Raw genomic sequence first — 23436 nt, forward strand, 5'->3', positions numbered from 1 at the left:
ATATAGTTAATATGATTTTATATTCATCAATAACTCATAACTATTAATTTTCTAACTGCTGCTTGATAATAGAATTTACCATATCAGGGTTTGCTTTGCCTTGCGTTTCTTTCATTACCTGCCCAACAAAATACCCAAATAATTTTTCTTTACCTTGTTTATATTCTACTACTTTACTTGCATTATTTTTTAAAACCCTTTCCACAATTACAGATAAAGCATTCTCATCGCTTACCTGCTTTAACCCATGTTCACTGACTATCAATGCAGGTGATTTACCTGACTCAAACATCATATCAAACACTTGCTTTGCTATTTTTCCAGAAATAGTATTATTGACTATCAAATCAAGCAGCTGTATCAAGTCTTCAGCTGTCACAGAAGATTCACCAATAGTAATTCCAAGCCTATTTAGTCTACCAAAAAGCTCACCTGTTATCCAAGATGCTGCAAGTTTGCCATCATGCTTCTCTGCAACCTTTTCAAAATATATAGCTACATCCTTATCAGAAGATAAAATATCTGCATCATACTTACTTAGACTAAAATCATTAGTATAACGCTCTCTTTTCTGCATAGGTAGTTCTGGTAAAGACGACCTGACATGATCTATATATTGATCATCAATCTTTAATGGAAATAAGTCAGGATCTGGAAAATATCGATAATCATGAGCATCTTCTTTAGTCCTAATTACTCTTGTTTGCCCTGAAGTAACATCAAACAACAACGTATTTTGAGTAACTATTTCTCCATTTTCCAAAGCATTAACCTGTCTATTTGCTTCATACTCGATAGCTTGCATAACATAACGAATGGAATTAAGATTTTTTATTTCAGACCTTATTCCAAGCTCACTACTTCCAACAGGTTTGACTGAAACATTTGCATCACAACGTAAAGAACCTTTTTCCATATCTCCATCACATGTTTCTATAAAACGCAATATCATACGTAACTTCTTCAGATATTCTGCAACCTCTTCAATAGATCTGAAATCAGGCTCTGACACTATTTCCATTAATGCAACACCTGCCCTATTGAAATCTATATAAGTTTTGTCAAATTCATGAATACTTTTTCCTGCATCTTGCTCAAGATGAATTCTAGCAATGCGAATTTCCTTCATATCATGATCTTCTAAGACAATTTTACCTTCTGTTGCTATAGGATAATAGAACTGTGTTATTTGATAACCAGAAGGTAAGTCAGGATAAAAATAATTCTTTCTATCAAAAGCTGAATACTTGTTAATCTTACATGATAGAGCAATTCCTGTTTTTATTGCTTGATAAACACAATACTCATTAAGTACAGGCAACATACCTGGCATTGCTACATCAAAAAGCGCTACTTGCGTATTAGGTAAAGCATCATAAGTCTTTGTTGAAGCACCAGAAAATAATTTAGAATTGGAAATAACTTGTGCATGGACTTCTAACCCTATTACTACCTCCCAATCACACCTATTTCCTTTAATAATCGTCATAAAAATATATCACTTTAAATAAAACATATTAAATCAACGCTTTAATAGTGACAACACTTCTTTTGAACAATTAATCTCTCTATTAATTACATAGTTTTCATAATTATCATCTATTTTAGATAATTCATAATGATAATTCACCATAATACCCATTGAATTGTTTAATCCCTTTTCAGAAATATCAGCCATCCAATTTAGTTGTTTTATAATTGCCCCATTACTTAAGTGAAAATGTGCTACTGGATCTAATGCTCTATCAGTATTTTTAGCTTTTACCAAATAATAAGCACACAACTTTAAAAATAAATTCTTGATATCTTGAGATAAATCAGCATACTGTCTAGCATTAACATATGAGATTATCTCATCAATAGATACAGCAATCTTAAGCTCATTCAGCAACTCAACATGACTTGGCAAAGTATTCATAATCCATTTCACAAAACCTGGTATAGGAGAAAGAGTTGCATAAATTTTAATACTTTGAAACTCTTCTGATAATTTATTCACAACACGCTTTATTAAAAAATTACCTAAACTGATTCCAGAAAGTCCCTTTTGAGTATTTGAAATTGAATAAAAAATAGCTACCTTTGCATTTTTAGGATCCTTAGCTGGTATATGAGAATCTAACAACATTTGTATACTAGTAGCTATTTCATCAACAAGAGCTACTTCTACAAAAATTAAAGGTTCTCTTGACATCTTATAATGAAAGAAAGAAAAGCACCTACGGTCTGAATCTAATCTATCTCGTAAATCATCCCATGAAGAGATTGCATGCACTGCTTCATATAAAATCAACTTTTCTAATAAAGAAGCAGGAGAATCCCATGTAATTTGATGCAAATCCAAAAGGCCAATATCAAACCAGTAAGATAATATATTTCTTAAATCTTTTTCTAGTGAAAAAAACGATTGATTTTTATTCAATCGAATTACATCAGATCTCATATCTACAATAAATTTTAAACCATCAGGTAATGAAATAAATTGCTTAAGTATACGTAATCTAGGAGACTCTAGAACTGTCATCAATTGAAATTCACATTTTCTTTTCCCATCTTCATCTATTTCACGTATATAATCCCCTACCTTCTCATCTATCTCAACCCTATCAGCACTAAATTTTTCTTCCAATAATTTAAGAAAAGCTACTTTACCAACATCAGATAGATTCAAATATAAATTACCTAGAGATATAGTGTTATATCTTGCTTTAATCTCACCACCCTTCGGATTAACACACTCTTTCATTTTTTCATAAAGATCACTAATATCCTGATCCCTAGTCAAATCTTTATTAATACTACTGACCCAAGAAAATATTGCATCAGCCATTTCCCCCATAACTTTAAAAACACTATTTATTGTCTTATTCCTTATCACTGGTAATGAGTTATCCATTGTGAACCACAATTAAAATAAATACCCTAGATAACATTATTCCATACCATTAGTCTATTTTTTTTAGAATATAATAAAAACTTATTGACTGATTTATTAATAAAATATGATAATAACAACTCTAATTTACGATGACGATACAGCTATGTCCACTATTGGTGTAAATAAGGTAATTTTAATAGGCAATCTAGGCAAAGACCCAGATATTAGGGTAATGCAAAACGGGAAGGAGATGGCAAGCTTCTCCATAGCTACATCGGAAAGCTGGGTAGATAAGGCATCAGGCATGCGCACAGAAAAAACAGAATGGCACAATGTAGTAGTATTCAATGAAGGGTTAGTAAAAATTATAAAAAATTGCATACGCAAAGGAAGCAAGATATACATTGAAGGGTCATTAAGAACAAGAAAATGGACAGACCAAAATAATGTAGATCGCTACACAACAGAGGTTATCCTACAAGGGTTTAATTCAGCTTTGTATATGCTAGATGCTAAAAACAACACAATGGATAACAATGGTATATCAGAAGATTACGCTACTGAAAGTTTCAATAAAGAAAATTCGCTAAACAGTAGTTGCGATGATATAATTATCGACGATGAGATACCATTCTAGTCAACACTCTAATCTACTATGTATTAAACATTTAATCTTACTAGAACAACGCTATTGCACTATACCATTAATGTTCATATCAGAACTCTTTATAAGTTACCAACGTATAACAGCTAGGATTATAAGAATGATATACACTTCAATGAAATGTAGCATACACATCAACAATCAAGTTTGTACTTAAAAACAATCGATAACCCTATAGTATAATTATACAAATACACTTTCATATTCAGCAACTTTCTTATCTTTCTTAAGACAATAAAAACCATATAAAGAAAGTAAAGCATAAAAATCTATACAAAGTACAGGAGGTATACTAAATTTTTCCAACCATAACAAAACTGCAGGAGTTAACATACTAAAACATCCTACTGCAAGACTAAATGCAACTGAATACCCAGTTTGTCTAACATTCGCTGGAAATAAAAGCATAATTACAGCAATAAGAGGTGTTGCACATATACCTAAAGAAAATGCTACAAGAAAATAAGTTACAATAGATTTACCAAAAAACCAAATAAGAGGAGATATCCCTATAATAAAAAACACCTGAATACAGAGAGCAACAGTTGTAGTTTTATATATCCTACACAGCATAGTAAACAGACAACACGATAAAGTTACTGTTAAAATCAATAAAGCATACACCGACATACTTACTTTGCTTTGCACATCCAAGAACACAAAGAAAGTGTAAAACAAAGAATTACAAAAAGGTACAAAAATACATGCTACTATAAAAGGTTTTTTATGATTGAATATGACATCTAAAATAGGCATCCTAGAAATTTTACGCTTACTTTTATAATCCAAATACTCTCTACTTTCTTCAACAGAAGTACGCAACAAAGGTAACAATAAAGACATTATCAATCCGATAATAAATGGTATTCTCCATCCCCAAGAATAAAATTGAGCTTCTGGAATTAAATTATAACACAACTTAAAGACAAAACATCCTATTGCGCCACCAAATATTGACACTAGAAAATGACTACCCATTGCATATGCAATATTACGACGATCCCTTACATTTTCTGCCATCAAAACTACAGACCCTATTTCTCCAGCAAAGGATAATCCTTGTAAAATACGAAATACTATCAGTAAAATAGGCGATAATACACCTATAGATTCAAAAAGAGGAAGAAAGGCTATACCACCCACTGAAACAATAAGTAAGGTTGCAGAGCTAAATAAAGCAATTTTTCTACCATACTTATCACCAACATAACCAAATAACAATGACCCAAAAGGTCTAACAAAAAAAGCTATTCCAAATGTCATAAATGACAACAATAACGCAAAACCTTCTGTTAGATGAGAAAAAAACATCTGACTAAATATTCTACTAAAATTCCCATACACTAAAAAATCATAACATTCTATAAATGCACACAGAAGTACTGATAGCATTGGCTTTAAATTGGAAGTTGTCAACATATGGATAGCAATTAAACCTACTACTACAATAACTACAATCAGTAGTTATGCATGTCAATATTATTAAAAAAATAAAACAATTAATTAAGATTTAGCATGGTTACAACACACTATTTAAGATAAACACTATATGCATACTGAAAAAAGCTTACAGCTACTAGAATTAACAAACAACTTGTCTATTCAACATAATACAAAGTTTATAAAATACCTAAGAGCAGGTAACAAATAACTTTGAAAAGCCAGTGTTATGGCATTTTATTAAGTACATACATGTTACTAATAAGTACTCATCATTTGTGAAATTTATAAAATAAAGTACAACATTATCTAACTCTGATTATGCATATGCTACTTCACATTGCTTTTCATTATATCGTTTCAAACACAAAAGACCAAGTAAAGAGAACAACACATAAAAATCTAAATAAAATATAGGAGACATGCTACATCCAGTTAATTCTATTAACCATAAACAAACTGCAGGAGTAGCACCACCAAGGCCTGCTGCAACACTATAACACATTGAAAAACCAGTTTGTCTAATATTAACCGGAAATAAAAATATCAATATAGATAAGATAGGAGTTGCATACATACCTAATACAATTGCTAATATAAAATAACTAACTATAGAGTTAAGCCCTAATAAATACACAACAGGAGATACACATACAATAAATAAAACTTGAATTACCAATGATACATTTTCTGGTTTGTATACCCGAAAAAAAAGAAAAGATATAAAACCTGATACCAACATTGTAAATATTAAAAGACTATAAATTGGTATACTTACTTTCTGCTGTATATTTAAAAATACAAAAAATACATAAAATAAAGCATTAGAAGCTGCTATTAAACTAAATGTAATTACAGAAATCTTTTTATGCCGTAATATGATATCTAAAATAGGAACTTTAGAAACTTTTTTACCAGATGTATACTCTAAATATTGTTTACTTTCTTCAACAGAGTTACGTAAAATAGGCAACATCATAGACATTACCAAACCAATAATAAATGGTATTCTCCACCCCCAAGAGTAAAATTGAGCTTCCGGAATAAAGTTATAACACAACTGAAAAATAAAAGACCCAGTTGCTCCTCCAAGTATTGCTATTGCAAAATGTAGGCTTAATACTGCAACAACTTGATCTTTCCTAACACTTTCTGCTATTAACACAATAGCACCTACTTCACCTCCAAAAGATAACCCCTGAAAAATGCGCAGTACCACCAATAAAATAGGAGATATTACACCTATGGAACTAACAAGAGGTAAAAATGCAATACCTCCAACCGATAAAATAAGCAAGGTTGCAGAAATAAACAAAGAAATCTTTCTCCCATACTTATCTCCAATATACCCAAATAACAATGAGCCGAAAGGTCTAACAAGAAAAGCTATTGCAAATGTAGCAAACGATAATATTAATGACAAATTCTCACTATTGACTTGAGAAAAAAACATTTGACTGAATATATGGCCAAAATTTCCATATACTAAAAAATCATAACACTCTATAAAAGCACACAAAAATACAGATATTATTGCTTTTTTACTAGAACCATGTGACATTTTAGACACTAATTATAACAAGAATAAAAAGGATATAACCTCATTTATTCTCTGTGTCAATCACTATTAACAATACTTGATTTTAGGATATATCCTTACTACATGCTCAACAATACTATTCTGATTTTGATGTTAAGACAAAACATTTTTACTATAAATAAATATACATATTAACACAAATTTAGTGTCTAATTTACAACATAAGCTATAGCACAACAATCAAATAATCTACTATTCAATATACAAATTCCCTACCAATTATAACCATTTAAGCTGTACACATACAAATGTACATTTTTTACTTATATGACTTTGCTTATGGTCAGTTCAGTTGTTAAAAATTATCCTTCATAAAGCACTTTTTCAGTTGTTTTTAAGTTTGTATTATTCATATGTACTACACATTTGCGCATAAATTATATCTGTTGCAAATAAGACACACATAATTACAGCTTAAAAATGTTTAAAGCTTCAAGTATTTTTATAATGCTATACATAGACCTAACTAGAAAATAATTTTTAAAACATTAAAAGATATGCTTTTATGAACATAAAAATGCATGTTTAGTAGAAGAAAAACACACATAATACGCATCAAAAATTTTGATAAGTTTTACATTATACACAATTTTATAAAATCTATAATTCCATCTTAGGAATAGCAAATTGACATCTATATAAAATATCCCCACTCCTTTACACGTGTTATAAGATCATAATCAGCGTATTTAGACATATCACAAGATGCAGTAAATGGCTTCATAAACTCCACATAATCTAATATTAACTGTTTTAAAGCAACTTCCAATTTTTTGATTAACTCAGTATAATTATCTATAGGGACTATTCTCATGTCTTCTGAACTTATCTTCCAATACATTAACCCTGAGATCTCCTTTTTTAAGCTCTGCTTTACTGTTAACGCCTGTATTATCATTTGCAATGCAACTCCATAATTAATATCTGATTGTGAAGGAATTGCACCTGTCTTATAATCAATGATTATCACACTACCATCTTTTAAACATTCTACCCTATCACACCTAGATATTACTTCGATATTACTATTGATCTCCCAAGAAAAAAAACGTTCTGTAATAATTTCATCAACATAATGAGCTCTTTCTAAATTAATTTCAAAAAATTGCTCAGCTATCTTTTGGAACTTAGGCCATAAAATAGTTTCAACTTGTGGAAAATCTTTATATTTATCCAACAATTCTGACGCAGCAATTTCTACCAAATCTTCATATCTATGTTGATTATTATTGCATAATAAATATTTATGTAGAACATTATGAACAACAATCCCAAAATCCCGCATAGAAAATTTTTCATTAATACTCTTACATGGTAAAATATTTAAAATGTTACTTAGATAAAAGACATAAGGATTCTTTACCAAAGTCTCTAAAGAAGTTGTAGACAAAACATTGAATGCAATAACCCTGTTATTAATATCTGGATTAGGTTGAGGCCTTAAGTATGCCAAACTCTTAGTATCATCACATGAAAATCTATCACTGATTTTTGAATAAATTTCACATTTCAAATTTTCTATATCATAAAGTTTTGCTAAAATTCCTAATCGCCTAATCCAAATAGATTCTTCATTTATTTTCCCAAAACTTTTTAAAGATTGTGTAATATAAATCTTATCTGCATAAAAAAAACTATGTAACAAATATGCAAAATAACCCTTTTCTCTTTGAATGGAAGGCAATCCTAATTTTGTACGTATCCACCTGTTTAACAATGTTCCACATGAATTAACACCATAATTTATTTCATTAAACCCAGCAAAGATTACTATTCCTCTCTTAAACAAGTTAACAGTGGATAATTTATAATTTTCTAAAGAAAAGCTACTATACAAAACTGATGTTAAAATTTCATAATATACATCCATGCCATATACTTTTATTCCGTTACATGAGTTTTGTAAGTCGTCAAAAAATTCTTGAATTTTACTATAACCATTAGAATCAATTACAAGATTACCTTCTAATAAATTCTGTATACATACAATATGAGCTTTCACTATAGAAGATATAACATCATGTTTTACTTTAACTAAAGGAAGTATAACACTTGTTATTTTTTCCCAAAAAGGTAGCAAATCTGGCACCTTCTCCTTTACATTATTTTCCATGCTAAAAAAATCATAACCAGAATAAGATCTGATAACTTTTAGTTCAAAACTTGATATTAAAGCATCATAATCTTCTTTAACATATCCCAAAGTCACAAAAGGATGTTTAAGTAATGATAATAACGGGATAGGATTCCATTTACTCATTACAACTTCTAATGTATGTAATATAAAGGATAATATCAGATAACCAACATTAGGTTTATCTAACAATCTTTCTGCATTTACAATAGAATTTATTCTTTTAGTCAACAACAAATTATTTGTAAACACAATAGGGCTGCTGTTGACATTTTCTTTTATAAGCATAGATACAACTTGAGCTTCCTCTTCATCTGAAATACAAGTAATTAATTTAACACGACTATAATCACTATAGTTCTGAATCTCATGTTGATGATATTTCTCTAAAAATAAATTAAAATTAAACACACTGCTTACAAATACAGAATGATTTGGCTCTCCTAGAAAAACAATATCATTTCTATTAACCTTCAAAATATCTAATAAACTCTTCACATAATACTGATAATGACATTCTTCTAATAGCTGCCAATCCTTTTCATCAATACTTATATCTACATATGGAAATATTATTCTACTATTAGGTAATTTATACAATTCCTGAATAAAGTTAACAAAAAAATTGTCAAACACCATACCAGCAAAAATCACAGTACAATTTAATACTTCATCTTGTAAATACTTAATTAAGTTGCCTATATATAAACTTCTATGCTCTAATATATCTAATACTTCATCTTTATTTAAAACTTCTTTCCACTTTTTAGATAATTCAGAAAGGAATCTAGCTGCCTTTTGACAATGTGCTGGTAAATCATAATCAAACAAACATTCTAAATTAGATATTGGTATACAATGTACATGCATTTCATTCAACAATGAAGATAATTCATAACCTAAAGACAGTGGATAATTATCACCATTTTCAGAATTCCACAACTTTATAAACTCCATTAACAACAAAAGCTTCCTTATTGGAGTCATAATTCTGACAAAACTGTGTTCATTAGCTAGTAGATCTTGGTCTATATCTGATAGTGACATAACTTTCACTTGAGCGAGAACAGTAGCATGAAAATAAAGTTTCAATTGACCATATAGCAACTTAACATCTTCTTGATTTGGTACTATAATTATTACACTAGAAGAATTTCCAGAATTATCATTAAAGATATCAAATGCAAATTTTGCAACTACAGCTAAAAATGATTCTGGACAATAAACTGAAAAAATTTTTCCCATGAAGCACGCTAGACCAAAAATTATTAAAGTATAATGCTAATAGTATGCTTAACAAATTAGGTTAGTTTTTACAACATTTATAGTTACAGCTTTTCTGAAAACACTATAAAAGCTCACAAATTATCTAATTAAAAAATAAGTTGATACTTATCAATCAAATGATTAAATTAGTACACACATGTAACACAATAAACTAACAATATGCAATTTCCTAATACTAGATTAAGACGTAAACGTTCAAATGAGTGGTTACGTAATTTAGTAAGAGAAACTAGTTTATCTATACACGACCTAATATTACCACTGTTTGTACATGATCGTGATGGGGTATCAGAACCTGTAAAACAATTACCTGACATCAAAAGATACTCTATCCCTGAATTATTAAAAGTGGTAGAACATGCTGCAAATTTAGGCATAAATGCTATATCGTTGTTTCCAGTAGTAGAAACCCATTTGAAATCTGAAAATGCAGAAGAAGCATTTAACCCTAATAATCTAATATGCAGAGCAATAAAAGAAGTCAAAAAACACATACCAACTATTGGCATAATAGCCGATGTTGCATTAGATCCTTATACAATTTCAGGACATGATGGAATTGTAATCAACAAGCAAATTGATAATGACGCAACCTTAGAAGTTTTATATAAGCAAGCTTTAGTCTTAGCAGCAGCAGGTTGTGACATTGTAGCACCATCAGATATGATGGATGGAAGAGTCAAAAAAATCAGAAGTGCTTTAGATAACTGTAATTTCCAAGATGTATGCATACTATCTTACTCTGTAAAATACTGTTCCAGTTTTTATAAACCATTTCGTGAAGCTGTAGGATCTCGCTCAATATCCCAAACAATAGATAAAAGTACATACCAATTAGATATTGCAAACATAAATGAAGCAATACTTGAGGCACAAATGGATATCGATGAAAGTGCAGATATTATTATGATAAAACCAGGGATGCCATATCTAGATGTAATTAAGTCCATTAGTAGCAGATGTCAGATACCAGTATTTGCATACCAAGTAAGTGGAGAATATGCAATGATTAAAGCTGCATCACAAAATCACTTGCTAGATTATGATTCTGTTATCTACGAATCTCTATTAGGATTTAAGCGTGCAGGTGCAAAAAGTATAATTACTTACGCTGCAATAGATGCAGCAAATATACTCATAAAAAACAAAATGTAAGAAATCTACAACATACTATTTAATACATCAAAACACAAAAGTTAGGTGTTCATACTTGTAATTCTCTAAATATTATAGAATGGAAATGTATCATAACTTATTATAGAATTAATGCGGTAAGTATAGAATAAGTCAGATAAGTATGTACAATTCATCAATCTTTATTTCCCAATTAAATTACAATCCTGAAAATATTGATTACAACTATGATAGCATTACAAAATCATATCAAGAGTCAGTATATCAAGCAGCAGATATAGCCATATTTTCAAGATACGCAGTATCAGGACACATACAAAAAATTCCAACTTTACATAAAAATTTTTTCAATCAATGTACTAATATAATAAATAAACTAGCACTACAAACTAATAATAAAAACACAGCAATAATCATTGGTAGCATAAAAAAGAAAAACAATGTCATATTTGAAACAATTTATCTGATAAAAAATGGAGAAATTACAGAACTAATAGAATTCCCTACAGATTCTCAATCTTCTGATATCTCAGCAACGTTTACAATTAATAACATCAATGTATTGCTACTTCCTATCTCAAAAATACCTAAATTACCTATTCATAATAATGACACGTTATTACTGATTATGGATAATACACAATATACAAAAAATACAAATTCTAGAGATGATTTAATTTCAAAGTTAACATTCAATAAATACGCAGTCTATATTAACCAAATAGGAGGATACAACAATTTAGTTTTTCATGGAAAATCCTTTTTTACTTTCAATGGTCAATACAATTTCTTAAACATGTGGCAAGAAGATAGTAAAGTTTGCAAAGCAGATTTAGCAAAACAGGACAACCATACCATAACATCCAACAGCATTGAATCAGATTACCAAGCACTTATGTTAGCATTAAGAGACTATATATATAAAAATGCTATGACCAGTGTAATCATGGGATTATCTGGAGGTATAGACTCTGCACTTGTAGCTTCAATTGCAGCAGATGCGCTTGGCCCTAATAACGTACATTCACTCATGTTACCAACAAAATATACATCTCAAATGAGTATTACTGATTCTAAAGAATGCGCTATGAGATTAGGTATTTCTTACAATATATTATCGATAGAAGAAATATTCCAAACTTCACTAGCAGCATTACAAAATACTTTCATAGACACTCAAGAAGATATTACTGAAGAAAATTTACAAGCTAGAATCAGAGGTAATATATTAATGGCATTAAGCAATAAGTTTAAATTTATGTTATTATCAACAGGTAATAAATCAGAATTATTTGTTGGTTATGCAACATTATATGGAGATATGTGTGGAGGATTTGCTCCAATAAAAGATATATATAAAACTAGAGTATACGAACTCAGTAAATGGAGGAATAAAAATATACCAGTAAATAGTTTATGTAAAAAAATTGACGTTATTCCTTCTCAGATTATAGAAAAACATCCATCTGCTGAACTACGTTACAACCAAAAAGATCAAGATACTCTACCTGATTATGCAATATTAGATTCAATACTTACATTACTTATCGATCAAAACCATTCTACAGAAGATATAATAAAAAAAGGATATAATATTCAAGATGTTAATTATATTATACACTTAATACAAAAATCTCAATTTAAAAGGGAGCAAGCCTCTACTGGACCACTCATCAATTAATTTAGGCAGAAAACAGTGAAGGTTATAAAATCATTCAATATCCCTTATTTAATATTAAACTTATATCTGCAATATTAAAAACACCTACCGTTACAAAAAAATCAATATTACAAAACCTATAACCTTTTGATACATTGAGTAATAAGTTACACGCCACCTTCCAAAATTCGTCAACATTTTCTTATTTTCATGATACTATACTCCTGTACAATTCAATACGACAACTATAGGAAGCAAGATATCTCAGTTGCTATACAAGTAGTTTTTTCTCTTAACAACTCAATTTTTAGTTTATAGCACAGTCATAAATTTCTAAGCCAATTCCACTATTCATTACTACTACAGTGATAGCTAACCTCTAATATTCACACATCACTTAGAGTAGTTGAGTAAAAAACAATTAAATATGCTAAGTTAATAAATCCTCATTTGCTTTTAATTTACTCATTAAATCTTCTGCCCTATCTAGGACTGATTGTGGGAATCCTGCTAATTTTGCAACATGTATTCCATAAGATTTATTAGTTGATCCAGGTATAATTTCATGCAAGAACACTACTTTTCCATTCCATTCTTCTACTTTCATACAAAAACACTTTATATTTTCTAAATACCTATCTAACTTTGACAATTCATGATAATGGGTTGCAAAAATTGCTCTACTCTTGTTAACATTATGAATTTGTTCAATAACCGACCATGCTATTGATAATCCATCATATGTTCCTGTACCCCTACCAATTTCATCAAGTATTACAAAAGATTTATCTGTGGCTTGATTGATTATTGCAGCAGTTTCTGTCATTTCTACCATAAACGTAGAATGCCCAGATGCAATATTATCAGAAGCCCCTACTCTACTAAATACTTTATCAATAACTCCTATATGAGCATGTTGAGCAGGAACAAATGATCCAATATGCGCTAAAATACCTATCAATGCATTCTGTCTTAAGAAAGTACTTTTACCAGCCATATTAGGTCCAGTGATTAAATGTACTCTTTGCATTAATGAAAGGTCAATATCATTAGCTACAAATTTCCCATTACGTTCAACCACAGGATGCCTACCTTTTTTTATGTTAAATTCATAACTATCATCAACTATAGGTTTAGTATAAGAATATTGTATTGCCAACTCAGCAAAAGAAGTTAGCATATCAATTTCAGCAATAGCATGTGCAGTCATAGTGATTTTATCTGCAACTTCAATAATACATGTACATAATTGACCAAAAATTTTTACTTCCAAATTAATCGCTGCATCCCTAGCAGAAATTATTTTACTTTCCAATGCTTTTAATTCACTTGTCGTATATCTAATACTATTTGCTAGAGTTTGCCTATGAATAAAGTCTTTATCACTAATCAAATAGCTTGATGAAACTTCAACATAATAACCTAAAATATTGTTATACAATATTTTTAAACTTTGAATATTAGTAATATTACGGTACTTATCCCGTAATTCTTGAATTAAATCATTACTATAACTTTGAATATATATATATTCTGACAATTGTGCATCATAGTCAGGATTAATAAATCCCCCATCTTTAACATTATTAACATTATTCGGTATTAACACATCATCAAGCGTTTTACACAAATCATCATATTTACCCAACCTTGAACAAAAATCACCTACAACACTAGAATCAAACTTATGCAATAAATCTAATAATACAAAAATTTTGTCCAAAGTTAACTTCAGAGCATATAAATCCTTAGGTGAACATTTACCAACTTTAATTCTTGTTAAAATACGCTCTATATCTGCAATACCACGTAATGTTTCCCTAACACCCCTACACAATGTTCTATCATTTACAAAAAACTCAACAATATCTAACCTACGATTTATTGCATGAGAACATGCTAAAGGAGCTGACAAACATCGTTTTAATAATCTTCCACCACATGCTGTAATAGTATAATCTATAGAAGAAATTAAGGATCCTTCTAAATCTCCAGATTGTGTACAAAATAACTCAAGGTTCCTTAATGCTGCTGCATCTATAAACATAAAATCACCCTTTGAATAAGCTTTTGGAAATTCCAACTGAGGTAGATTCCCTTTTTGCGTAGCTTTAACATATTCCAACAAAGAACCACATACTGCTATCTCTTCATTTTTTAAATCACCTAATCCTTTTAAAGTAGATATTCCATAAACATTACACAAAGTATTATAGGATCTACTCACATCAAAAAAACTACCCGAATATTGTGTCACCGAAAATTTGTATTTCCTTAAAATAGAATATATAGAATCCAATTCCACTAACTTATCAGAAATCAAAACTTCCTTGGGATTAATTCTGAACAAATCACTATCAAGCTTATGCAATTCTGTTGTATGATAATAAAATAACCCAGTAGACAATTCCAACCATGCAATAGCATAATTATGGTCAACATTAACTATACAAGATAAATAATTATTCTCTTTTGCTTCAAGTAAAGAATCCTCTAATATAGTCCCTGGAGTAACTATTCTTACAACATCACGTTTTACTAAAGCCTTATATCCTCTTTTCTTAGCTTCTTCTGACGTTTCTAACTGCTCACAAATTGCTATCTTATAACCTAATTTTACCAATCTATTTAAATAAGATTCACTACTATGAAAGGGAACACCACACATAGGTACATTCCCCTTTTTAGTTAATACAATATTTAATATTCTAGACGTCTCTATTGCATCATCAAAAAATAACTCATAAAAATCACCTAATCTATAAAATAATAAATACTCCTTATATTGACTCTTCAGCATCATGTACTGCTGCATTATAGGGGTTATCTTGCTATCATGATTCACTTTTTACCTATTGTTAACCTTTATCTTACAGTATATTATACGCAGTAACGATAAAAAGATAATGCACAAAGTGAATAATAAATATTTTAATAAAAATCTTAATAATACATAATGACATATTACCAATTGTATTTTATAATTAGTAAATATGTAGCTTGATCTAACATTAATTATGGTATCCAGATGCTTACTTTCTTAAAGAAAGGTGCAAATGTTGTTATAAAAGCAGCTATAACACCCACCACTAGTAAATTACCCCATCAAGAAAGCGTAGGTAAATACCTTGGAGGCATGCTGAAAAGTATTATTCCAGGTCAAAAAGATCCTGCTGAGAAACACTTTGACTTAAGAATGCACAACCGTACCCACAAACTGGGGGTAGAATTACCAGCAAGAACAAGAATAGATGGTCATGAGCAAGAAGTAGCTCTGAAAGTACCATCTTATAAATTACCATATCAAACTTTACAAAAATTCGCAGCATGGCAAGAACAAGATAAAGAAGGAGAGGTAGAAGAAACTAAAAAAGATACCTTAACATCACTTATTAATCCTGTATCAGCAACTCAAGAGTTCATTAGAAGTAATACTGCTGATAAATATTTTGAAAAATTAAAAGCACTTGATCAGCAATTGAAAGAAATAGGAGGAAAAGTTACAGTAAATTCTACTCCAGGTAGATATAAACAAGGATTAACTATAGAATTAGATGTTTCCAACAAATCAAGAATAGCAATAGAGAAAGATGTACGACTTGTTCTAGAAGGTTTAGGTATAAATGATGAAGAATTAGTCAAAACTTTTACTAAAAGACTATATAAATCATCTACTGATAAAAAAATGAGTTCAGCAGATATTCACACTGAGAAAACTAGTTCTAATACTGATAGCAAAGACAATTCTAATAATCAAGATCATGATATAGTATCACCAGCTAAAAGACATGGAAGTGATACAGTATCAGCAGTACAAAGGCAAGGAGATGATATACTATCATCATCTCAAGAACAGAGTAGTAAAACTGGATCACCAACTAACAGTACTGGTATATCAAACAGTGATTTTTCACTTACAAATCCTCAAAATATGCCTTATTCTAGGACCCCTATGCAGAGTTCACAAATGCTACAGCAGTTGCAAAATCAAATATTGATGCAACAAAAACCTGAAAGGATATTTTCACAGGCTATGCCTACTGTTATGCAACAAGAAATCGATGAAATAGCAGAAGATTTATGTCAAGGTCTTAATGAAGGGCCAACACAAGGTAATTCAAACAATATAGGAAAGCATTTTAGTAATCCAGGAAAAGTACATGCAAGATAATACTTCTTATGACAATAACAACGTTTTTGCAAAGATTTTAAGAAAAGAACTTCCATGTAACGTAGTATATGAAGATGAGTTTGTATTAGCATTTCATGACATACATCCTCAAGCTCCTATACACATTCTAGTTATTCCCAAAGGCGAGTATATATCATTTGATGATTTCAGTGATTCTTCAGCAGACATTAGACATTTTTTTTCTATTGTAAAGAAGATTACCCACCAATTCCAATTAGAAAAAACTGGATATAGAATTGTTACAAATCATGGAAAACAAGGAGGACAAATTGTTCCACATTTCCATGTGCATATTTTAGGCGGAAAACAGCTACCATAATAAATCAGCTAATCTACTACTAGTAATGTGTGTACATCATACAAGTACTTACCCATGCAACACTTATTATAAAATCATAAAAAATTATATAGCTTTACCAACAATGAACATAGTTCATTAGTTAACATGCATAATATTACAAATATTTAATAATATGCATACTTGTAATAAACCTTATATATTTACTTCAAACCCTTACTGCAATAGCTAATACACATATGCTTCATTAAAAACTAATCATACAATAAGTAAATATCTTACTCAAAATACAACATGCTAAATTTGTTATTAAAAATAAGGTAACAATAATCACTTAAAGTATCTTGTGTTTAATGTAATATTCATTTGACAACAAAATACCAATAGATATACTAACCTTGTTTGAAATATGTGAGGTACAGTATGTACAGCCTTATGGGTGTTTTTACGGCATTAATTACACCATTTAAGGATGATTTTTCTATAGATGAAAACGCGTTTTGTCATCTAATTGAAGAACAAATCAGTAATAATATTCATGGTTTAGTTCCATGCGGCACTACTGCAGAATGTCCTACTTTAAGCTTTGAAGAGTACTGCAAAGTAATCGAATTATGTGTTAAAATCACAAATAAACGTGTCCCCATAATAGCTGGATCAAGCTCAAATTCTACACAAGAAGCTATTAAACGCACGTTATATGTTCAGTCTCTAAATGTAGATGCAGCTTTAGTAGTTGTACCATATTACAATAGACCAAGTGATGAAGGAATATATCAACATTTTAAAGCAGTACATGATGCAACTAACCTTCCCATTATTGCATATAATATACCTAATAGATCTGCTATTGATGCAAGCGATGCATTACTTGCACGAATTTTATCTTTGCCTAGAATAATAGGGCTTAAAGATTCAACTGGAGATGTAAGTAGGCCTCTTAATTTAAAATTATTACTAAATAAAGAAGTAGTTTTATTCTCAGGTGATGATTCTACATGCTTAGGGTTCTATGCTCAAAGTGGTAGTGGTGGTAGGACTGGATGCATTTCTGTTGTTTCAAATGTGATACCTAAAATACATGCTGATATGCACAATGCATTCCTTGCTAATAATATGAAAGAAGCTATGAATGCAAATTTATCAGTATTTAAATTAGCAAAAGCATTGTTTTGTCAGTCAAGCCCTGCACCAACAAAATATGCTATGAGCTTAATTAAAAATATCTCACCAGCAGTAAGGTTGCCATTAGTGGAATTAACTCAAGAAAACAAATTAAAAGTTGAAAAAACGCTAAAAGAATTAAAGTTAATTTAAGACATATTCAATAACCTGGGGTTATGGTAATAAGCGTTGGTAGTTTGTATATTATGCTTTTTATTATCTAATATGCTTGACATGGTATATTGATGTGGAATATAATGCAGTATAAGTTTCACAGCTCCCTTCAAATTTTCCTATTGTAATATATCTTTCTTACGCTGTGACTTTCCACATAATCAGCATTCACATCAACGGAGCAAAAATGACAACATCAATGCTAGAAATTCAAGAATCACTACATAATCTTACATCTTCATGGGAAGAGTTTAAAAATCTAAATGAAAAAAAATTATCAGATATAAGTAAAAAAAGTTCTACATACCCATCCATATTAGAAAAATTAGAAAAAACAGAAAGCATGCTAGAAATACAAAATGAAAGATTGGATCAATTAGAAATATCATCACAGCGCCCTGTTACCCATGATAACAAACACTATAATGAAGATTATAATTATAAAACGTTCACACAATACCTATGTAAAGGCACTAATCTTCAAGGTCAAAGTAGTGTTGTGCAGCCCTTAGATGAATCGTACTTTATACCACATAACATATCATCTTATATAGAAACAAATCTAACTAAGAACTCAGTAATGCGTCAATTATGTTCTATAGAAAAAATATCTGGAGATAGTTTAGACTGCTTTATCAGAAACAACAATGAAAAGTCTGTTAACTGGAGAACAAGCAATAACGTAGAAGATACAGAATCACCAAAAATTGATAAAATTACTATCAATTTACATGAATTATATACTCAACCAAAAATAACAAAGAAATTACTAGAAGATTCTACTATAGATGTAGCCAGCTGGTTAATTAATCACTTAGTTGATGATTTCAGCAGAGCAGAAAATACCGCTTTTATATCTGGTGATGGAAACAACAAGCCATATGGTATCTTAACATATGCTTCAGACATAGAAAATAACACCATAACATCTACAACACTAAATAGTGATATAATTATCAAACTTTATTATTCACTTGATGAATATTTCTCCAGAAAGGCAGCATTCATAATGCACAGAAGTGTACTACAAGAAATTAGATCTTTAAAGTTAGCATCTGGCCAATATATATGGCATCCAGGACTAACATCAGGAAGTCCTGACACATTAATGGGGTTACCAGTATATCAAACATCCGATATGCCTCAATTAGACAATAAAACATTACCAACCATAGCACTTGCAGACTTTAAAAATGCATATAAGATAGTAGAAAACCGTTCAATTAAAACATTAAGAGATCCTTTTACAAGCAAACCCTTTGTCAAGTTTTATACAACAAAACGAGTAGGAGGAGCAGTCATTAATAAAAATGCTATAAAATTTTTAACAATAAAATAAAACACAGTAGCATTTTTTCTACATCAAAACATTATCTAAATATTTTTTACTAAGAAATACAAAGACCACATAATACCTTTCAATCCTTATATTTAACAAATAAAGATGCAAAACATTATGTGTAAAAACTAGAAAAACAACACAAACCTACATGCCCATAGCATTTGAATATTCATTTCAAATATATGTTGCTAATAACAATCAATGCTACCACATTACAGTATTAGAGTTATTATATAAAATAGTGCATACTAAAATCTACACAACAATTTACCATAATAATTCTAATACTACACTTATCACTATATCACCTATCTAGAAAACCAATAATACAAAATTACTACATAATACCCTATCCATATTTATGCATTATTAGTAATAATCAATACATGTTCAGCATTTATACATTTAACAAATTTTTCACTACAATTTATTAAATATAACTCAACATAACACTATAAAATTTATTAGCAAAGCCAATACATACAAAAAATTCTTTCATTAACAACCAAAGAAATTTTATACATTCAAATTTTATATAGATAGATTTTTTGCAATATAACCGTGGCTATTACTCATCACACATATCTCAACTTAACACATGCAACAAAACATCATCCTGTTCCTTACTATGCATACTCGCATATCCAGCTGCAGTAGCAGCAGAAGCAGGACGGGAAACACATATTGGTCGCTTAGATTGTACATTGATTTTCATTAAAACCTTTTCAATATAACTATTAACAAATAGCCACGCTCCCATATTCATCGGCTCTTCCTGACACCAAACTACCTCTGCATTCTGATAATTTCTTAGTTCATTTGCTAGTTGTTCTTCTGGAAAAGGATAATACTGTTCTAAACGTATTACTGCTATATTATCTATTTTTCGTTTATCTCGAGCCTCAATTATATCAAAATATACTTTACCACTACATATTACAACTCTACGAACTTTCTCATTACTACATAATGGGTATACTTCACCAATTACAGGAATAAAAGATCCAGCAAAATCTGATAACTTTGATACTGCCATTTTATGACGTAACAAAGACTTTGGAGTAAACACAACAAGAGGTTTACGAAAATCTCTACATATTTGTCTACGTAATACATGAAAATAACTTGCAGGAGTTGTACAGTTTACAACTTGCATGTTATCTTCTGCACATAATTGTAAATACCTTTCTATTCTTGCTGAACTATGTTCAGGACCTTGACCTTCATATCCATGAGGAAGTAATAACACTAATCCACTACAGCGTAACCACTTAGTTTCTGCAGAAGAAATAAACTGATCAACAATAATCTGTGCACCATTAGCAAAATCTCCAAATTGCCCTTCCCATATAACTAAAGCTGCAGGAGAATTAGTACTATATCCATACTCAAATCCCATAACTGCATATTCTGATAATGGGCTATTAAGAACTTCAAAACTTGCTTGTGGCACTCCTAAATTATTCAAAGGAATATAAGTACTTCCTGTAACCTGATCCACTAACACTGCATGTCTATGTGAGAATGTACCTCTACCACAATCTTGACCAGATAACCTGACCTTAATATTTTCCGATAACAAAGATGCAAAAGCTAACGCTTCACCAGTTGCCCAATCAATATTTTCACCAGAAGATACCATATCAAAACGTGTAGATAACACCCTTAATATTTTTTTATTCCCATTAAACTCTTTAGGAACATCCACTAATGCATGGGCTAATTTTAATAACTTTTGTTCATCTACCCTTGTGTCAGATAAATAATCTGCAAAATTACCAGGTACAGGTCTTCTAAAATTAGTCCAATTTCCCTTTAACCAATCAGCTTGATCAGGAACATAGTTCTCTGACTGTACAAACTCTTCATTAAGCATACTATTAAATTTAGCTTTCAAGATTTTGAATTCTTCCTCTGTAATGACACTTTCACTAATTAGCTGCTCCTTATAAAGAGTCATAGGAGTTTTATGCTTCATAATACAGTCATACATGACAGGTTGAGTAAACAAAGGCTCATCACCTTCATTATGCCCATAACGACGATAGCATACTATATCGATTACCACATCTTTGTTAAATTTCTCCCTATACTCTATAGCTAGCTTAACAGCTGCTACTACATCTTCAGGAGAATCACCATTTACATGAAAAACTGGAGCATCTATTAATTTTGCGACATCTGAACAATAGAAAGAAGATCTAGAATCTTTAGGATCTGTCGTAAAACCTATTTGATTATTAACTACTATATGTACCACACCACGAATCTCATATCCTGCCAAATTACTCAAAGTTAATGTTTCTGCAACAACACCTTGACCAATAACAGAAGCATCTCCATGTACTAATACTCCAAATATAGAAGATTTATCACATTCTTCTAATACATCTTGTTTTGCTCTAATTTTCCCCATAACAACTGGATTGACAGATTCTAGATGAGAAGGATTAGGACATAAAGACAAATGTACAGTTTTATTGGAAGATAATTGACGATCAGAAGAATAACCTAAATGATATTTAACATCACCAGAAACATCTATATCCTTTGGATATGCAGTTCCTCCTTTAAATTCATATATCATAGCCCTATATGGCTTTTTCATGACCTTTGTTAACACGCTCAATCTTCCACGATGCGCCATACCAATTACTATCTCACGGAAATTGTACACAGCTGACAAGTCAATCATTTGTTCAATAGCAACAATCAAAGAATCTCCTCCTTCGACAGAAAATCTCTTGTATCCGGGATATCTAGTATGAAGTAACTGTTCAAAACATTCTACTTCCATTAAATGTTGCAATATTTTCTTCTTTTCATCATTTGATATTCCGTTACAAAAACTTTCAATCTTGTTTTGTAACCATAGCCTTTCTTCATGATTTCTAATATGCATAAACTCATAGCCAAGTTTATTACAATAAATAGATTTCAAAGTATTAATTATGTCATCTAAAGTAGGGTTATGTAATCCTAATACAGAATTAAATGTGGTGGAAGGCTTGATATCACCTAAATCAATATATTCATGATAATCTAAATCACTGGCTACATGCAACTTTAAAGGATCTAAATCAGCAGCAGTATGTCCATAAGACCTAAAAAAGTTTAATAATTCTACAATTTTAGCATTACAGTTATCAATAAGATCCAGACTCTTTGATTGGTCGATAGCATTAATATTTTCCGATAAATGCAAGTTATTAGAAAAAAAATTACGCCACTCTAGAGAAACAGAATTACTATCCTTTTGATAACACCTATAAATATCTTCTATAACATCTACATTATCAGTAAATAAACAAGTTACACCCTTCATGTTTTTACCATTTTAAAATTTCAATAAACTTAAAGCCATTGCAAGAATTCATATTGTTCAAATCAAAATATTCCTGATAATTCAAATTATTAACTGTACATAATATTATAAAACACAATTTTGTAGTACTATATCCACAAAACT

14 protein-coding genes are annotated in these 23436 nt (G+C 30.2%); 7 read left to right on the plus strand and 7 right to left on the minus strand.

What is annotated here, in order from left to right; all coding sequences use genetic code 11:
• Positions 1 to 43 precede the first annotated feature (43 nt).
• The gene (gene gatB / locus ECH_RS03380; RefSeq protein ID WP_006009779.1) at positions 44 to 1489 is read right to left on the minus strand and encodes an Asp-tRNA(Asn)/Glu-tRNA(Gln) amidotransferase subunit GatB; all 1446 of its coding nucleotides are present in this window, start codon (positions 1487 to 1489) and stop codon (positions 44 to 46) included.
• Positions 1490 to 1522: 33 nt separating this feature from the next.
• Positions 1523 to 2896, minus strand: coding sequence for a malonyl-CoA decarboxylase (locus tag ECH_RS03385; RefSeq protein ID WP_006009777.1), 1374 nt, complete (start codon positions 2894 to 2896; stop codon positions 1523 to 1525).
• Positions 2897 to 3041: 145 nt separating this feature from the next.
• On the opposite strand from ECH_RS03385, the gene ssb reads away from it, so the two are divergent.
• Positions 3042 to 3515, plus strand: coding sequence for a single-stranded DNA-binding protein (gene ssb / locus ECH_RS03390; protein WP_011452824.1), 474 nt, complete (start codon positions 3042 to 3044; stop codon positions 3513 to 3515).
• A 210-nt stretch (positions 3516 to 3725) separates the two neighbouring features.
• Here ssb and ECH_RS03395 read toward each other — a convergent pair whose 3' ends face one another.
• The 3 genes from ECH_RS03395 to ECH_RS03405 form a co-directional block, all read right to left on the minus strand.
• The gene (locus ECH_RS03395; protein WP_006009772.1) at positions 3726 to 4961 is read right to left on the minus strand and encodes an MFS transporter; all 1236 of its coding nucleotides are present in this window, start codon (positions 4959 to 4961) and stop codon (positions 3726 to 3728) included.
• 340 nt (positions 4962 to 5301) lie between these two features.
• Entirely contained in the window at positions 5302 to 6543 is a 1242-nt protein-coding gene (locus ECH_RS03400) for an MFS transporter (protein ID WP_006009771.1), read from the minus strand.
• Positions 6544 to 7216: 673 nt separating this feature from the next.
• Positions 7217 to 9961 carry a PD-(D/E)XK nuclease family protein gene (locus tag ECH_RS03405; RefSeq protein WP_011452828.1) on the minus strand — a complete coding sequence of 915 codons (2745 nt, stop codon included), beginning with the start codon at positions 9959 to 9961 and terminating at the stop codon, positions 7217 to 7219.
• 201 nt (positions 9962 to 10162) lie between these two features.
• Here ECH_RS03405 and hemB point away from each other — a divergent pair, with 201 nt between their 5' ends.
• Together hemB and nadE are read left to right on the plus strand one after the other, a co-directional pair.
• Positions 10163 to 11158, plus strand: coding sequence for a porphobilinogen synthase (gene hemB / locus ECH_RS03410; RefSeq protein WP_006009768.1), 996 nt, complete (start codon positions 10163 to 10165; stop codon positions 11156 to 11158).
• A 142-nt stretch (positions 11159 to 11300) separates the two neighbouring features.
• Positions 11301 to 12818 carry an NAD(+) synthase gene (gene nadE, locus ECH_RS03415; RefSeq protein WP_006009767.1) on the plus strand — a complete coding sequence of 506 codons (1518 nt, stop codon included), beginning with the start codon at positions 11301 to 11303 and terminating at the stop codon, positions 12816 to 12818.
• Between the two features lie 409 nt (positions 12819 to 13227).
• Here nadE and mutS read toward each other — a convergent pair whose 3' ends face one another.
• On the minus strand, positions 13228 to 15642 hold the full coding sequence (gene mutS, locus ECH_RS03420; RefSeq protein WP_011452830.1) for a DNA mismatch repair protein MutS: 2415 nt from the start codon (positions 15640 to 15642) through the stop codon (positions 13228 to 13230).
• A gap of 183 nt (positions 15643 to 15825) precedes the next feature.
• Here mutS and ECH_RS03425 point away from each other — a divergent pair, with 183 nt between their 5' ends.
• From ECH_RS03425 to ECH_RS03440, 4 genes are all read left to right on the plus strand, one after another.
• Positions 15826 to 16968 carry a hypothetical protein gene (locus ECH_RS03425; protein ID WP_011452831.1) on the plus strand — a complete coding sequence of 381 codons (1143 nt, stop codon included), beginning with the start codon at positions 15826 to 15828 and terminating at the stop codon, positions 16966 to 16968.
• Positions 16958 to 17308, plus strand: coding sequence for a histidine triad nucleotide-binding protein (locus ECH_RS03430; protein WP_006009764.1), 351 nt, complete (start codon positions 16958 to 16960; stop codon positions 17306 to 17308). Before ECH_RS03425 ends, ECH_RS03430 begins: the two co-directional genes overlap by 11 nt.
• Positions 17309 to 17710: 402 nt before the next feature.
• Positions 17711 to 18604, plus strand: coding sequence for a 4-hydroxy-tetrahydrodipicolinate synthase (dapA, locus tag ECH_RS03435; RefSeq protein ID WP_011452833.1), 894 nt, complete (start codon positions 17711 to 17713; stop codon positions 18602 to 18604).
• Positions 18605 to 18812: 208 nt separating this feature from the next.
• Positions 18813 to 19964 (plus strand): phage major capsid protein, encoded by a 1152-nt coding sequence (locus ECH_RS03440; protein WP_011452835.1) that lies wholly within the window; start codon positions 18813 to 18815, stop codon positions 19962 to 19964.
• Positions 19965 to 20553: 589 nt separating this feature from the next.
• Here ECH_RS03440 and ECH_RS03445 read toward each other — a convergent pair.
• Positions 20554 to 23292, minus strand: a complete 2739-nt coding sequence (locus ECH_RS03445; protein WP_011452837.1) for a 2-oxoglutarate dehydrogenase E1 component — start codon at positions 23290 to 23292, stop codon at positions 20554 to 20556.
• Positions 23293 to 23436: the final 144 nt, after the last annotated feature.

It is taken from the genome of Ehrlichia chaffeensis str. Arkansas, from assembly GCF_000013145.1.
Taxonomy (GTDB): Bacteria; Pseudomonadota; Alphaproteobacteria; order Rickettsiales; family Anaplasmataceae; genus Ehrlichia; species Ehrlichia chaffeensis.